At 57.7% G+C, this 15,738-nt stretch carries 15 protein-coding genes; 6 read left to right on the top strand and 9 right to left on the bottom strand.

Annotated features, from left to right (window positions below):
• Positions 1-94 precede the first annotated feature (94 nt).
• Positions 95-604: a hypothetical protein gene (locus VNL17_04535; protein HXI83342.1), complete on the top strand. Its 510-nt coding sequence runs from the start codon at positions 95-97 to the stop codon at positions 602-604.
• An 87-nt stretch (positions 605-691) separates the two neighbouring features.
• Here the strand turns inward: VNL17_04535 and VNL17_04540 are convergent, their stop codons facing one another.
• Both VNL17_04540 and VNL17_04545 read right to left on the bottom strand, forming a co-directional pair.
• Positions 692-1,813, bottom strand: a complete 1,122-nt coding sequence (locus VNL17_04540) for an aminopeptidase (protein ID HXI83343.1) — start codon at positions 1,811-1,813, stop codon at positions 692-694.
• Between the two features lie 17 nt (positions 1,814-1,830).
• A complete protein-coding gene (locus VNL17_04545; protein ID HXI83344.1) occupies positions 1,831-2,442 on the bottom strand; it encodes a hypothetical protein in 612 nt (203 codons plus the stop codon).
• Positions 2,443-2,602: 160 nt separating this feature from the next.
• Between VNL17_04545 and VNL17_04550 the strand changes: the two genes are divergently transcribed.
• The 4 genes from VNL17_04550 (at position 2,603) to VNL17_04565 (ending at position 5,771) form a co-directional block, all read left to right on the top strand.
• A complete protein-coding gene (locus tag VNL17_04550; protein ID HXI83345.1) occupies positions 2,603-3,415 on the top strand; it encodes an AAA family ATPase in 813 nt (270 codons plus the stop codon).
• The gene (locus VNL17_04555; GenBank protein HXI83346.1) at positions 3,412-4,044 is read left to right on the top strand and encodes a general secretion pathway protein GspB; all 633 of its coding nucleotides are present in this window, start codon (positions 3,412-3,414) and stop codon (positions 4,042-4,044) included. Before VNL17_04550 ends, VNL17_04555 begins: the two co-directional genes overlap by 4 nt.
• An 83-nt stretch (positions 4,045-4,127) precedes the next feature.
• Positions 4,128-4,322 (top strand): hypothetical protein, encoded by a 195-nt coding sequence (locus VNL17_04560; GenBank protein ID HXI83347.1) that lies wholly within the window; start codon positions 4,128-4,130, stop codon positions 4,320-4,322.
• A gap of 99 nt (positions 4,323-4,421) precedes the next feature.
• Positions 4,422-5,771: an NAD-dependent malic enzyme gene (locus VNL17_04565; GenBank protein HXI83348.1), complete on the top strand. Its 1,350-nt coding sequence runs from the start codon at positions 4,422-4,424 to the stop codon at positions 5,769-5,771.
• Here the strand turns inward: VNL17_04565 and VNL17_04570 are convergent, their stop codons facing one another.
• Positions 5,772-7,253 carry a radical SAM protein gene (locus VNL17_04570; protein ID HXI83349.1) on the bottom strand — a complete coding sequence of 494 codons (1,482 nt, stop codon included), beginning with the start codon at positions 7,251-7,253 and terminating at the stop codon, positions 5,772-5,774.
• 88 nt (positions 7,254-7,341) lie between these two features.
• Positions 7,342-7,887, bottom strand: coding sequence for a hypothetical protein (locus tag VNL17_04575; protein HXI83350.1), 546 nt, complete (start codon positions 7,885-7,887; stop codon positions 7,342-7,344).
• Positions 7,888-8,151: 264 nt separating this feature from the next.
• Here VNL17_04575 and VNL17_04580 point away from each other — a divergent pair, with 264 nt between their 5' ends.
• On the top strand, positions 8,152-9,108 hold the full coding sequence (locus VNL17_04580) for a S1/P1 nuclease (GenBank protein HXI83351.1): 957 nt from the start codon (positions 8,152-8,154) through the stop codon (positions 9,106-9,108).
• A gap of 15 nt (positions 9,109-9,123) precedes the next feature.
• Here VNL17_04580 and VNL17_04585 read toward each other — a convergent pair whose 3' ends face one another.
• The 5 genes from VNL17_04585 to VNL17_04605 form a co-directional block, all read right to left on the bottom strand.
• The gene (locus VNL17_04585; GenBank protein HXI83352.1) at positions 9,124-10,548 is read right to left on the bottom strand and encodes a hypothetical protein; all 1,425 of its coding nucleotides are present in this window, start codon (positions 10,546-10,548) and stop codon (positions 9,124-9,126) included.
• Between the two features lie 165 nt (positions 10,549-10,713).
• Positions 10,714-11,088 carry a hypothetical protein gene (locus VNL17_04590; protein ID HXI83353.1) on the bottom strand — a complete coding sequence of 125 codons (375 nt, stop codon included), beginning with the start codon at positions 11,086-11,088 and terminating at the stop codon, positions 10,714-10,716.
• Between the two features lie 252 nt (positions 11,089-11,340).
• The gene (locus tag VNL17_04595) at positions 11,341-13,725 is read right to left on the bottom strand and encodes a serine/threonine-protein kinase (GenBank protein HXI83354.1); all 2,385 of its coding nucleotides are present in this window, start codon (positions 13,723-13,725) and stop codon (positions 11,341-11,343) included.
• Between the two features lie 62 nt (positions 13,726-13,787).
• Entirely contained in the window at positions 13,788-14,561 is a 774-nt protein-coding gene (locus VNL17_04600) for a sigma-70 family RNA polymerase sigma factor (protein ID HXI83355.1), read from the bottom strand.
• Between the two features lie 74 nt (positions 14,562-14,635).
• Entirely contained in the window at positions 14,636-15,649 is a 1,014-nt protein-coding gene (locus tag VNL17_04605) for a hypothetical protein (protein HXI83356.1), read from the bottom strand.
• Positions 15,650-15,738 lie beyond the last annotated feature (89 nt).

Below are 15,738 nucleotides of genomic sequence, written 5' to 3' on the forward strand. Positions count from 1 at the left end.
TCGACAAGTCCCGCACGGGCGGGATCCCGAGAACGGGACTCAGGGTGACACGTTCGGACGTTTGACCTTGTTGCAGCGCAGACCACACGCTAGCATGTTCACCATCATGAGCGCCGAGCACGATAAGTCGCACCGAGGGAACGCCAGTCAGTTCTTCGTTGCCGGAGAGCTTTGTCGTCGTGGCTATGCTGCCGTGGTTACGATGGGGAACACGCCAAATACCGACGTCTTGTGTAGCAATCGCGCGGGGACAAAATTCGTCCACATCCAGGTCAAGACATTCGTTCCCGGCTCTATGACGTGCAGCGTCGGCCGCAAGGCCGAGCGAGATTTTGGCCCACACTTTTTTTGGATTCTCGGAGGTATTCCATTGCCCAGTTCCAGCGGGGCTTTTGAGTATTTCATCATTCCGGCGTCAGATATGGCGCGCAATGTTAGTGAGTTTCACGCACGATGGCTCAGCGGTGTCGGAAAAAACGGTCAGGTGCGCCGAGACAGTGCGGTGCGCGCCGTTGGCGTCGGATCGAAGCGTTATGCCTACTTTTGGAATGTCGCATCATATCATGATAGATGGGATTTCATTTCACAACAGCTTGATAGCTAACAAATCGGTGCAGGCGACGCGGGATAGCGCTCTCAGTTCCGCTTCACGGTTCAGGCTGGTTGGTCCCGCGTGCCTGAACTCTGGACGTTACGGCTGCGGGAACTTCTTGTTGAGAAACCGGCCGTTCTTCTGAATCAATTCACCATCGACGTAGAGCTCGCCGCCTTTTCGGAGGTCACAGACCATGTCCCAGTGCAGGCCGCTGCGGTTCTTGTTGCCGGTCTCGGTGTAACCCGCGCCGAGTGCGAGGTGGATCGTGCCGCCGATCTTTTCGTCGAATAATGTGTTCTTGGTGTAGCGCGTCACGTTGTAATTCGTCCCGATGGCGCCCTCGCCGAGGTAACATGAGCCGCTGTCCATATTGATCATCGCTCGCAAGAAATCCTGCCCTTTTTCGGCCTCGGCTTTCACGACCTTGCCGCGCTCAAAGGTCAGTCGCGCGCCGTGCACTTCGCGTCCACCGTGGACCGCCGGGAAACTGAACTTCACGTGGCCTTCGACGCTGTTCTCGACCGGCCCGGTAAAGACCTCGCCGTCGGGGAAATTGTAGTGACCGTCACAGTTGATCCACTTGCGGCCTTTGCAGGAGTAACGGATGTCCGTGTCTTCCGCGACGATGCGGACCTCATGCGATTTGTTGAGAAAATTGGTGAGGGCTTGCTGGTCCTTCGAGATGCGCTTCCATGCGGCGATCGGATCGCGGTCGTCGAGATGACCCGCGCCGAACACGAACTCCTCGTATTCCGTCAACGACATCTCCGCGTCCTGCGCGCTGGCGTTGCACGGCCACTGCGTGCCGACCCAGCGCAACGCGCCGCTCGCGCTGCGGTCCATGTATATCTTATTGATCGGTTTGCGCGCGGAAGACGCCGCCGCTAGCAACTTCGGGTCAACATTGGTGAGCGCCTTCGTGTTCTCCTCGGCCCAGAAGCTGATGAGGGCGTCGATCTTCTGAAACTTGAACTTCGCGAAGGGCGACACCCACTTGAGCTGATCCCGGTTCGCTTCGGCGTAGAAGATCTCGGCCATGCCGTCAATGCGCACATCGGTCGTCACAAACGCGCCACGGCGCAGTGCTGCCCGGTAGCATTCGCGCATGAGCGGGGCAGTGGACGCATCGCCCTGGATGGCGACGACGTCGCCGGGTTTCAACGCGACGGAGTATTCCGTCAGCAAGCGGGCAAGTTTTTCGTGACGTGGATCTTTCATGGTGTCATTTCGATTAGTTAGTGACTCGACGGTTCTTTGCCGGGAGCGGACACATGGCGTTTGAGAAGATAAAGATGATTGATGGGAAACGCTTTGGCGTCGCTTCCGTAAGTAGTGAGGAAATTCTCCCAATCCGCCGGCGTTGCGGTGAAGAGCATCCAGTTCTTTTCCTCGGCCCGGGTCAAGTACGGCAGCAATGCCTTTCCCTCGCCGAGGCAAACGGTAAGCCAGTCATAATCAAGGGGCAGGAACGCAAGTGTATCTTCGTTTGTCTCGATTTTGGTGATCACATGGACGCCGCGCAGGTGCTGCGCCAGGTACGAAGGCAATTTTGGGCCATCGCCCACATCATCGGCGGCCGAGTCGCAGAACAGGCGTTCTCCGACCTTGAAGAAAGTTACCCGGATCTTGGAGGACGGGGTCGCGGAATCGTAGGCCACAAGCTCGTTGCCTGAGATGCGCCAAGGTGGGAGATTAGTGGCCGCCTTGTCACCCCAGATCGTGACCGCATCCCACTCTCCGTTTAGCCCGGGTAGCGCGACTTTGGATTTGTCTGTGTAGAACGGATGGAAAGATTGCACGAGGCAGCCGGATAGGAAGACGAGAAGAACTGGAAGCGCTCGTTTCATGACTGTTCAACCTCCTTCGTTGATTCCCCTTCAACTTAGGCACGCCGCGGTGTTATCGCAACACAAAAGACGCGTGGCTGCAAGTTGTTAGGCATGTCGTGGCGGCATAGGGAATGCTTGTTGTTAATGAGAACGAGCAGCGAAATGGAGGCCGACGACTGTGTATTTGGAGTACTACAATCTGCGGGAAGCGCCGTTTAATATCACTCCGGACCCGCGTTTTCTTTTCTTCAGCGCGAAGCACCAGGAGGCGTTCAACCACCTCCTGTTCGGCATTCGCGAGCGGAAAGGCTTCATCGAGCTGACCGGCGAAGTCGGCGCGGGCAAGACAACGATTTGCCGGAAGCTGCTCGAAGAACTCGGCCCGACCTACAAAACCGCGCTCATCCTCAATCCGTGCCTGAGCAGTCATCAGTTGATCAAGACCGTCGCAATGGAGTTCGGCCTCAAGGCGCGGGGGATCGACCGCGTGGCTTATCTGCAGGCAATCAATGACTTTGTGCTCGTCGAGGTCAACCAGGGCCACGATGTGGTCCTGATCATCGACGAAGCACAGAATCTGACGGATGAATTACTCGAACAGGTCCGGCTCCTCTCCAACCTCGAGACCGATCGCCAAAAGCTGATGCAAATCGTCCTGATGGGGCAACCCGAGCTTCGCGAGAAATTGCAGCAGCCAAAACTGCGGCAACTCCGCCAGCGCATCACCGTGCGCTATCACCTCCGACCGCTCGACGCGACGGAGACAGCCAGTTACATCAATCATCGCCTCACACTCGCCGGCGCCAACGGCACACCGCGTTTCGATGAAGGCGCAGCCCGATTGGTCTTCAAGTATTCGGAAGGCATCCCGCGGCTGATCAATGCCGTCTGTGACAAGACCCTGCTGGCGGGCTTTGTGATGCAGACTGGCTTGATGACCCGGAAACTCGTGGACCTGGCGATCGATGAACTTCAAGGAGTAGCGGCGTGAGCTTGATCAACGAAGCCCTGAAGCGAACCCGCGACGCGGCGTCCACCGCGGCTGCGCTGTCCCCTGTCCCCGCGAGTTATCGCATCGAGAGTAAAGTTGAGTCGAGCGGCGCGAAAGGCAATTTTCTGGTTACGATCCTGGTCTCTGGCGTGATCCTTGTGACTGTCATTGTACTGGGGTCCCGCATTGCCGAACACGTACAAAATGTACAGGATGGTTTCGCTTCGAATTCGGATGCTCCCGTGGTGGAAAGGAAACCGACCCTGCGCGCGATCAAGCCGGCGACAGAGCCCGCGCCCATGCCGGAAGTATCACCAAGAGCTGAGATGACTCCGCCGTCCGCGCTCGCAACGACGACCGACACGAAGACTGCTGAGGACCAAATCGTCAACAAGCTCATGGAGCGGATCAAGGCTGAGCAAGTGGTGGCCTCCAAGAGCGGGCCTGCTGATCTGCCGAAGCTTGTTCTTCAGGGAATCACCTACGCGAAAGATGGCAGCGAGGCGATGATCAACAACCAGACCGTTCGTGAAGGCGACGACATCGAGGGCGCCCGCGTGGTCACGATTGAAAACCGCCGCGTGAAACTCGACCTCAACGGACGCGAAATCACGCTACGCCTGCCGTAGTCACTCTTCCGGCCGTCTCCCAAGTATCTCTCTCGCGGTTTCTCTGGCAAACGCCGCACCGCCTCCCTATATTCGCTGCGAAGATGAAACTTTTCCAATGGGGCTTGTTGCTACGCTATATGGTGTATGGCGTCTTGCCCCTCGTCATCGGCTTCATTTTCGTGGAGCGGCGGGTCGGCGAAGGCGCGGCGGGATATTTTTTCGTAGTGCTGGCGCTGGCGCTGCCGTTCGTCGCCGTTGGCTGGCTTGGCTGGCAGCATTTTCGTCATCGAAGGTAAAAGTAGGTTGCGGTGAAAGGACAGGGACCCATGGCCCGGATTGCTACGAGTGTCAGCTACAGTTTTACGATGCGCCTGCGCATCGTGAATAACCTGGGGATGTTCGCGAAGCTCTTGCACGTGATCGCGCGGCTGCAAGGCGATCCCGGCGCAGTGGACGTGGTGCGCGCGGACCGCAAATTCAAGGTGCGCGATCTCACGGTCAACGCCCGCGATGACGAACACGCCCAGGCCATCATCGAGGCGGTCAAACGCATCAAGGGCATCACGGTCATCAACGTCTCCGACCGCGTGTTCCTGATGCATCTTGGCGGCAAGATCCGCATCCAGAACAAAATCCCGCTGACCACGCGTGACGCGCTCTCGATGGCCTACACGCCCGGCGTTGCGCGCGTGTGCCTGGCCATCGCCGAAGATAAACGCAAAGCCAGCACACTCACGATTAAACATAATTCCGTCGCCGTCGTCAGCGATGGTTCCGCCGTCCTCGGCCTCGGCAACATCGGGCCGGAAGGCGCCATGCCCGTCATGGAGGGCAAGGCGATGCTCTTCAAGGAATTCGGCGATATCGATGCCTATCCGATCTGTCTTCAAACGCAGGACACGGAGGAAATCATCAGCGCCGTGAAATGGATTTCCACTGGGTTCGGCGGGATCAACCTCGAAGACATCAGCGCGCCGCGCTGTTTCGAGATCGAGGACCGCCTCAAGGAAGAACTCGATATCCCCGTGTTCCACGACGACCAGCACGGTACCGCCGTGGTTGTTCTCGCCGCCGCGCTGAACGCGCTGAAGGTGATCAAGAAGAAGATGAGCGAGATCAAAATCCTCATCGTTGGCGCGGGTGCCGCGGGCGTCGCCGTCACCAAAATGCTCCAGGCCGCCGGCGCTCGTCATATTATCTGTTGTGACCGCAAAGGCATCATCTGCCGCAAACGGCTTCCCGACCTTGATTTCAGCAAGACGTGGCTCGCGGAGCACACCAACGCGCGCAATGTCAGCGGTTCCGTTGAGGATGCGGCGCGCGGGGCGCATATGTTCATCGGCGTCAGCGGTCCCGGCGTTTTCACCGTCAAGGCGCTTAAGAAGATGGCGAAGGACGCCATTGTGTTCGCGCTCGCCAACCCAACGCCCGAAATCATGCCCGAGGATGCCGAGCCGTACGCGCGAATCATCGCTACGGGCCGTAGTGACTACTCAAACCAGATCAACAATGTTCTCGCGTTCCCCGGCATCTTCCGCGGCGCGCTTGATGCCCGCGCAACCGCCATCACCGAACCGATGAAGCTTGCCGCAGCCAAGGCCATCGCCGGGTGCATTACTTCGGACGAACTCAGCGAGGAATACATCATCCCCAGCGTGTTCAACAAACAGGTCGTGCGACGCGTCGCCCGCGCCGTTGAGCAGGCCGCCTACGCCAGCAACGTCGGGAAGAGGCCGAGGGCCTAGTCAGTCCGGCTGTTGGGACTTCGCCAGATGGCGCGCTTGTCGCGGCGGCGCATGGGGTACCGCGACGCCGCGTGTGCGGTCGCTGTCACGTTGCAGTGTGCTCTGGATATCCTCCTGCGGTAGGTCGATTTTTTCTATGAGATAGCGTGCGACCAGGTCGCGAAGCCGTTGCAACGCGATGCTGTGTGTCTGCCTGGTCTGCGCATAAAGCCAATCTGAGAAACGGATGAACCCTTGAAACGGTGAGCCTTCACGCCAGAGCAGGGGAGTCGTTTCCACGAAATTGCCGCTGTTGCCAATGAGATCCCAGTAGCGGGCGAAGCGGCGCAGGCGTTGCATCGTGAAAAAATCGATCAGCTTGGTTTGTAGAATCTCGTAGGGTGGTTCGGGACTGTACACCATGCCCCATTCGCGGTCGTGGCGCACGATCGGCGTACCGCGCAGTCGTTTCAGTAGCCCGACTTGAATCTCCTGCGGGCCGAGCGCAACCAGCCGGTCAAATCCCGCGGTAAAACTATTTACATCCTCGCCGGGCAGGCCGACGATCAGGTCCGCATGGACGTGTACGCCGGTCTCGTCCCGAAGCCAGCGTAAATTCTCTTCGACTTTCGCGTTGTCCTGACGTCGACTGATGAGCTTGGCGACTTGTTCATTGAATGTCTGGATGCCAACCTCGAACTGCAGCGCTCCGGGCCGAAACTTTCGGATGGGCTCGCGCAACGCCTCCGGCAATCGGTCGGGAATCATCTCGAAGTGCACGAACAATCCCGGCTGATAGCGTTCGAGAAAGAACTCCAGGATGGCCGAACTGATCTTCAGGTTGAGGTTGAAGGTGCGATCCACGAATTTGAACTGTCGCACACCGCGGTCGAGCAGGCGCTGCATCGCCGCCAAAAAACTGTCGAGCGCCGCATTGCGCACCGGGATGTCGAGCGACGACAGGCAAAACTCGCACTCAAACGGGCAGCCACGCGACGCTTCCACATAAATGACGCGGTGAGCGATGTCGGTGTCCGTGTACAATTCATACGGCAACGCCAGCCGATCGAAATCGGGCAGGGGAGCGGGACGGATTTTCGACTGCGGTGCGTTCCCGGCCAGTGTTTGCCCGCACAGTTCGGCGAACGCCAGATCGGCCTCACCGGTGATGACGTGATCGGCCAGCCGGACGATTTCCTGCCGGTCGCATTCGTAGCTGACCTCAGGCCCGCCGAGAATGATTATTAACTCCGGCCGCAACCGCTTCAGATCCGCCACCACCTGCAGCGACTGGGTTGCGTTCCAGATGTACACACCGACGCCGACGATCTTCGGCTTATTCTGGAGAATCGCCTCAACGACGTCGATGGGTCGCTGATTGATGTCGAACTCAAGAATCTGCGCCTGCGCTTGCAGTTCGCCCAGGTTCGCCATCAAATACCGCAACCCGAACGAGCAATGCGCGTACTTCGCGTTCAGCGTGGTGAGAATGATGTCCGGCATGCTGGCGGCGAATTATGTACACACCAAGCCCTCGGAGCAACGCCCGAATCATTCTCTCACGGCAGAGAAACCCGCGCGAGCCCTTGCGCTATTTCTTCTCGAGGGGCGTGAATTTGAATTTCTGTCCGCCCACGCTGGCCTCAAACATCAACCCGCCCTTGGCGACGGTGAACACCACCACGCCCTGCTTGTACTTCGCATCGGCGGACGCGCTCTCGGCGGCGGCCACAGCGCTGACCCCGGCGCTCATAGCCCATTCGCTGCCCTTGAAGCTGTCCAGCGAGGGCTTGTCTTCAAAGAAGATCACCTCGGCGAATTTCTGGCCGCCCAATTGCGCGCCGATGGTAATTTGCGTCATCCGCGCGGTCCCGACCAGCGTTCCTTTCTCGAAAACCTGGCCGTTGCCGGCGGCGCCCCCGATGCCGACCGCACCCTTGCCGATGCCTGGAAATACCACGTAGCCATACGCCGTATCGAAGAGCTTCCCGATCGTCGAGTCGGTTTTCTTGAAGAGTTGGATGGCATCCTTGACTTCAGTATCCAGCGTGGGTTGTTGTTGATCATCTGCCGACGCCGCCATGGCGCCCGCGAGTACAACCACTGCAATCAGACCAGTCAATCGTAACTTTCTCATGGTTCCCCCTCCATTGTGTTGGCCGCCGTTGATGGCGACCAATGATTGGGAGTGTAGCATAAAGGGCCGTCGGAAATCAAAGATTCCGATTGACCTTCTGGTTGCCGAGTTGCGCATGAAGGACGAATGGACACGAAACATTGTCGGTAGTGCTGCACGAGAATTGACGGATATGAGCTTGCGCATTTCGCTGCATACGTCTAATACTTCTGGCACACTGATTACACATGCACATCCGGAATTCACGAATCGGAGGATAGGCTCATGAAAGTCAAGAATTTGAAATGTATTGCGGTCGCTTCACTGATGGCGATCGCCACGGCGTTCAACGCCAGCGCCTGGGACGGCATGGGGCATATGCTCGTCGCCCAGGTCGCCTACGACCGTCTCAATGACAAGGCCCGCGCCCGCGTGGACGAATTGGCCGCCAAGCTTCACAAAGGGGACGCGCCGTACAACGCCGTCAACATTGCCTGCTGGGCGGACGACATCAAAGGGCCGGCGGGCGACCCGCAGTTCCGCGGCCTGTACAAGCCATGGCACTACATCGACATCGGCTGTTCGACAAATGATCCCGATGTGCTCTCGCATCCTCCCGCCTTGACCCCGACCAACGGTGACGTCCTCGTGGCGCTAACGCATTGCGTCGATCTCATCCGCAACAAGCAGGCCGATGTGCTGGTGACGAACGAGTCCGTCGCACTCGCGATGGTCATCCACTTCGTGGGCGACATTCACCAGCCACTGCACACGACCGCGCGCTACAATCCGGACGCGAAACCCGGCGATAGATTCAAGGATGATGCCGGCGGCAACGGCGTAACGGTGGCCAACCTCGGCGACGAGGCTTATGGGAAGAATCTGCACTCGTTCTGGGACGAAGCCTATCGGCGTTACTACGAGAACGGCGAGGTCAAGACCCAGGATCCGCTGGACCATGCGCTGGCCCCGGACAGTCCGCCAATGAAGGAATGGCTCAAGAAGCTCCCCCTCGACATGCCCGAGAAGCCGGATACGAGCTATGACGTGAAGAAGTGGATCATGGAATCGCACGAAATCGCCTGCACACAGGTCTATGGCACGCTTGGCGAACCGTACGGCGCCAAGAATATCAACTTGAAGGAAGAATACGTCAAGCAAGCCACGAAGACCGCCCGCCAACGGATCGTTGTCGCGGGCTACCGTCTGGCTGCCCTGCTCAACGATCTCTACGGGAAATAGGCCGAACGAGAACGTCTAGGGATGCGTGGGGATCAGAGTCACCGTGAAGATGTACGGTGACGCGGCGCTGTCCGCACTGGTGTTGGTATTGGGCACCGTGCTTTGGATTCCCCCGACGATGTAGCCGACCACGATGGGGTCGCTTCCCAGCGTATCGTATCGCAATACGCCGTTACTGTATGTGGGCAACCCATCCGCGGGAATCAGTGTGGCCTCGGCCCCAAAGAGAAGCGGGTTGCCCGGATTGGACCCGGTGGACGGAATTACGGGATACTCGGAGTTTATCAAGCACTGCGAGAACACCCCGTCTCGATCGCCTTTGATGGCCGTTACCTGGTTGATGAATGGCAATTCGGGGTCCGTCTGAAATGCGCTGCCAACGAAAAAGCCGAAGCTGATACCGCCCATCAACACCGTGTACGAGTTGTGCTCTTTGCGCGAATAGAGTTCCAGTGTGGGACAGGTCCAATTGTTCATTCCTTGCTTGAACGTGTCGGCAGCCGATGGATTGGCCATCGTTGCAGTACCATTCCGCTTGATTTCAACCGGAACCGTCCAAATCCCAAAGCTCTCGGTAAACGCGCCGGAAAAGGCCACAAAACCCTTGCGACCACGTTCAATGATCGGGACGACATTGAGGTTTGCGCGGCGATAGTTCGAATCCGGGGGTCGGGGCACTGGCTTCTGGGCGACAAAGGAAAGGCTCGTCCCATTGTCGAGGATGCGGAAACGGCGGACCTGCATGGTGTAGGTGCCGTCGGAGGTGATGTTGGCCCCTTCGAAGTCCTGCCCAAACACGAGAAGCGCATGGTGCGGGCGGGCCTCGATCATGACCCCGCCGGTGACCTGAAAGATCGGGTCGAAGATTTGCCGGATATGTTGCGCGGCCGTTTCGTTGGTGGAAGGACCCGTTACCCAGTGCATCAGCCCGGGAACGTCAATGGCTGTCAGGGCCGCCTTGGTGGTGAAGTTGCTCGTGGAACTTTCAATGCCAAAACCGCCCGACATATAAAGGGTGTTTCCCGACTGGTACGACTGTGCGGCGGTCACGGACAAGAGATCGATTTGCGCCTGCGTCAGCCCGGAACCAGAGTTGGTGAGTGAACGAGTCGAAACCGTTTGGAGATTGGGATCGACGACAAAGATGGTCGTGTTCTGGGTGTTTGCCGGAAAGTTGCTCGAATTATTACTGAAATCGTGCAAGCCATTGATTCGTCCCGCCAGCAGGAGCCACTTACCGCCGTGCGTTCCCAGGACATAGGATTGCAAGGCGCTTGGCAAAGAGAAACCGGCCTGATCGATCTGGATGCGAAACGGCACGGCATTGCTGGAAAGGATTGGACTGACGGAAGCGGTTTGATTCTGGGCAATGACCAACGAGGTCCATCCCCATGCAATTCCTAAAACGAAATACCTGAGCCGCCCCGATAATCTCTTCATAAGTCCTCCTTGATTAAGCGCTCGTGACATTAAATTGACAGTTGGCAGCGTGTCAACGTGGTTTCCACGCTTCTCAAGATGGAATGACGAAGACGCGCCCCGTTTGTCCGAGGCGCGTCTTTGTTCCTGAAAATGGGCTGATCGGCGAAGCGCAACCCGGCTGCGTCACACTGTCTTCAACCGCTGACCGTGCCCGGTGATCTCCTCCAGCGCCTTGACAAGGACGATGACCGCTGGAGCAAGGGCGCACAGGATGTACATGATTCCGCCATCGAGCGCCGAGAGCACTGCCAGCGACACATTACAGAAGACAGCTTCACCCGCGAACGATAGCGGTAGGATTCCCAGCACGCTCAGCACCAGGTCGATCATCACCGCCACAATCCACGCGGCGAACATCGCCACGAACCAGGACGCCGCGATTCCTCCACTGCCCGCCGCTGCGAAAGCCGGAGCGGTCCAGGGCGATAACGTCACGAACAGGTGCGCGCAAGCCAGCACCATCACGAACAGCAAATAACCGAGCCGTACAATTCTCATGGCTTACCTCCACCAAAACGTAATCCAAATTGTCAATATGGCAAGGGCGTTGGTAGTGTCCTAATTTGGTGTTCGCCTGAGGAGCCAGCAGATGGCATGGACTAGTGCCCCAAGCAAGATGCCCCACAGAACTCTGGCCATTGGGATTCCAAAAGATTTTAACTGGTATCTCATACCAAACCGGCCAGAGCACGAAAACTAATGCAACAATTGTAAAACACAGAACCGGAATGGTTAGGGACTTCGATGGCTTCATTTCTGTGGAAGCGATTGCAAGAGATTGGAATTATCCAAAGTGCGATCCTGGAAGATTGCCGCACGATTTTTTCCAGTCATCGGCGCATGGGCGATAATCTTTTGCTGGCCGGTCTGCGGGTCAACAAGGGTCAAGCTCACGGTATTGTCTGAACCGACCGGATGCTTCATCTCGGACAAGACAATCACCAAATCTTCGGCAAATCGTTTTTGGGCCCAGCCTTCTCCAAACGGCGGTTGTCCGTATTGATGGCGACAAAAATCAAGTATCTCGGTGACCGACAAATCATCTATTGCCGCCAATTCGTATTCGGAGTCGTTGTAAGCAACAACAACTTTATTGATGTCGTTTGTATCGAAATGCACCATGGTAAATGGAGAAAGGTATTTCGCCGTGTCCCTGAATGGATTGGTTTTCGTCTGTGTCGTGGTAGCGTCTTTCAACATCCAGCTTAGTTCGCCCGTCAATCCTTCGTCGACTGGTTTCCCCTTGGCATCTTCGCCTACGCGACGGTGCAGCAAGAATAAGAGGAACTGGCTCCATTGTTCGGTCAGTCCTCTGGGCTTGCCGAGATGCGTCTGGCGCACTTGTTCGACGACCTTGGCTGCGGTCGCCTCATCCGGCAACACGAAGCCAATCAGGTGGGCCGATGCGTCTTGCAAGTGACTTGAGCCCGCCAATACCTTGCCGCCGACGGTCATAAGCGCGGGTGATATCAGGCAGTCAAGATTCGTCACTTCTGCGGCAATGTCAGCGCGGTAATCGAAAACCGGGCCGGTGAATCGCACAAGCAGTTCGTGGTTGTCGGCGGAGCGCCCGGTTTCACAAGCGAGTTTCACTAGGACGACTTGTCCGCGATTGGTAACGTCGGTCACGCGAATCGCGGCTTCGCCATATGGCTCTCTAATCGAGTTGTTAATGCGGTCTGGAAACCAGACGCCGACAGGCTCACGGCGGCTCAGCAACCGCGGGCCGAGAGCCATGAGCATGATGGTAGCGTAAAATACGAGCGCCTTCCCGATATTCTGCCTGGTGAATGAGAATTTCCGCAAGGATTCAGGTTTGATTCCACGCGCCCTGGCCCATTCGGTGGAACAGTGCAGTTCCCACAGCATCTTGTACCAGACCGGATAGAACGCGAAGCCTACACCGCACACCGCCAACGCCAGCTTCCAGTTATTAAATGGTGCCGGGGCAAAGAACAGGATGAAGACCGGGGCAAAACACGTTGCGGCGTTCCAGATACCGAACAATGCGCCGCGAGTCGCCACGTCTCGCTTTTCTGTCTTGGTCATGTGCGCGACAATTTCCCGCACCTCGGGCGAAGCGAAGGGCGACCACGTTGCCCAATTCCAACACGCGGATGGAGCCCGCCTTTCATTAAGAGCGGTCGGTTGGGAGTCAGGTTGGACCGGTTCCGTACCGGCAATTGTCTCTAGCTGCGTCTTCATTGCACTGGCTTGCTGGTACCGCAGTTCTGGTTTCTTTTCCAAAGCACGCAGCACCACTTCGTCGAGACGTACATCGATGTGAACTTTCTTGGACGGTGCTTCAATTTTCTTCTCGGGAAGTTCGCCGGTGAGCATCTGGTAGAACACGACGCCCAGCGCGTAAATGTCCGCGCGATGATCTACTTCGGCGGGATGCGCGATCTGCTCGGGGGACATGTATTGCGGCGTGCCGATGATTTTGCCCGTCTCGGTCAGCAAAGGCGCGCCAGTTCCGTAGGCATGGGGAACCGGTTCATTTGCACCACCGATGATTTTGGCCAGCCCGAAGTCCGCAACCTTCACGCGCCCGCGACGATCGAGGAGGATATTTTCCGGCTTGATGTCGCGATGAACGATGCCCTGGTCGTGGGCAAACTGGAGCGCATCGCAGATCTGCGGCACAATGGCCAACGCTTCGCGTGGGGCGATGCGGCCATTGACGAGCAACTGCCGCAGATTTACGCCGTCCACATATTCCATCATGAAGAAGTGCAGGCCGCCCGCCTGGCCGAACTCGTAGAGGATGACGATGCCGGGGTGGTTGAGTCGCGCGAGCGCCTGGGCTTCGCGAGCAAAACGTTCGGCAAAGGCTGGGTCGCTGCCGATGCTGGGCGGAAGGATCTTGAGCGCCACGAAGCGATTCAGTCGTGGTTGCCGGGCTTTATAAACGGCGCCCATGCCACCCTTGCCGATGAGTTCGAGGATTTCCAGTTGCGGAAAGAGTTTGGCCAACTCCTCCACCGGGGGCGGAATGAAGGGGGGTTGCTTGGCTCCGGCCGATTCCACGCCGGTGGGAAAACCGGATTTGATGAGACATTCCGGGCACAAGCCCAATGGCACATCCGGGGCGAGCGGTTTCTGGCAACTTGGGCAAATGCGTTCGGTATCCATATGATCGTCGCTTCTACCCAGTTCTTAGGAATTGCGGGAGAAAGGTTACAGGCCGATGCAAATTAATTTCCGGCCAGCACAGCAAAGAGGTGGCGCAATTCCTCATCAATGTCCTCCGACTCGGCCATCGTCCCGCCAATCTCCTCGCGGAGTAATTGCCGGTAGCGTTTACGCAGACGATGCACCGCCACCTTGACGGCACCTTCCTGCATGTCCAAGCCGGCGGCCAGTTTCGCATAGGGCTGTAGTTCGCGATCGCCGACCAAGGTTGGGTGCAACGCGGCAAATAAGACACGCTTTCCCTCGCGTTCGTATTCATTTCGCAGGCGGTGCAGTACCGTGTCGAGCAAGGTCAAGGCCCAGCGTCGCTCGAAGTATTGCTCCGGGGTGCTGTTGTCCGCTGGCTCATTCCCATACCGGGTTTCTCCGGTATCGAGTTGCAACGGCAGCGGCGGAATCCCGCCTCCACGTTTTTGGGCGCGCAGCTTGTCCCATTCGTCAGACAAAAATCGGCTCATGGCCGTGAGGAGAAATGTCCGGAAGCGTCCGCGCTCTTGTTTTGCGTCACCTACCCAGTGACGTTCGAGCAATCGCGCAAAGAAAGCCTGGGTAAGATCCTGGGCATCGTGCACCGAATGACCTCGCCGGCGCACGTAAGCGTACAAGGGATACCAGTAAGTCTGGCAAAGCTTCGCCAGGGCATCCCGCGCCTGGGTTGTGTCACTCTGTCCGGCTTTCAAGACCACCGACCAATGCGTCGTGGTGAAAACAGGATCTTGATATGCACCCGCCGCAGATTTGTTCAACCCGGGTGCGCCGTTGGTCGACGTGCTCACGGTGTTTCAGAGTAAAGAGGGACGAACGTCAAAGCAAGCCCTTGCCACCCGGTTTCCAGCGGATCGCTGCACACTCACGGTCCGACCGTGACGGATATCAACTCCAGCCTTTCAGCGGTGGCCAGATCGATGACCAACACGTTGCCGACACCCGAGGCGTAGTACTTATTCTCCATGGCATCGGGTTCGAGGGGCGAGGTCTCCAGGGTCTTCAAGCAGTTCGTGAACGTGCCGGAGGCGACGATGACAGTGTTGGTCAAGCTGATGACTTCCGCGAAGTCCTCGGCGTTGCCGAGATCGAACTCCTGCCGGTAGAAATCGCCGACTGTGGGATTGGCTTTCATGATGATGCCGGGTTGGGCGCCGTTGGTGCCGCCCTTGAACGAGCCGTCGATGCTGGTGATTTCGTTACCGTCCAGTTCATGGGTGTTTTCGCCGAAGTACCAGACGTTACCGTCCTTGTCCTGCGCGAACCAATCGAGCGTGTCCTCTGTCAACACACCATCCGCATACACGACGTCGTGAACTTCGACGCAGGTGACACCGAAGATCACTTTCGTGTTATGGGTCACGGAAACGACGTTACTTTCGATCGGGCTGACGTACGTGAACGTCGTGCCGGGGATGAGAGGCATGAATGAATTGGTGATCGTGCCGACAAAGTTCGACGCAACAATCGACGGTTCGTAAGTAGCTTTGCCCAGGCGGGCGCAGCCCGCAAGCCGGGCAGCCGTCTGGGCCTTACACGTGTCCAGGGCATCTTTCAGATCGGATTTGGCTTGGGCCTGACACGCCTTCTGGGCGACGGGATCGGCGATATTGGCGCACTTGCCCAAGGCCAGGTTGTAATCGCTCTTGGCCCCCTCCACGCAGGCCTTCGCCGCCGCCAGCGAGGTCGTCTTACAGGGATCACCGCCGGCAGTCGCGGTGGTGCTGCCGATACCGAGACTGAGAACAGTCCCCGCCGCCAGGACAGCCGCGATGGACAAACTTCTCGAGCCGATTCTGCCAGATGCTCTTTGTGACGATGTCTTCACAAGCTTCGGGTGCTGCTTCATGAATTCCTCCTTGAAAGTTAAATGGCCCATTTCAATTTACCTGGATTCTACCAGAAGCAACGTTACCGGGAGGTGATGACAGGATGATTTCAACCTTGCACTTTGAGATGCGCGGGAGT

The organism is Verrucomicrobiia bacterium (assembly GCA_035577545.1).
In the GTDB taxonomy this organism is placed as follows: domain Bacteria; phylum Verrucomicrobiota; class Verrucomicrobiia; order Palsa-1439; family Palsa-1439; genus Palsa-1439.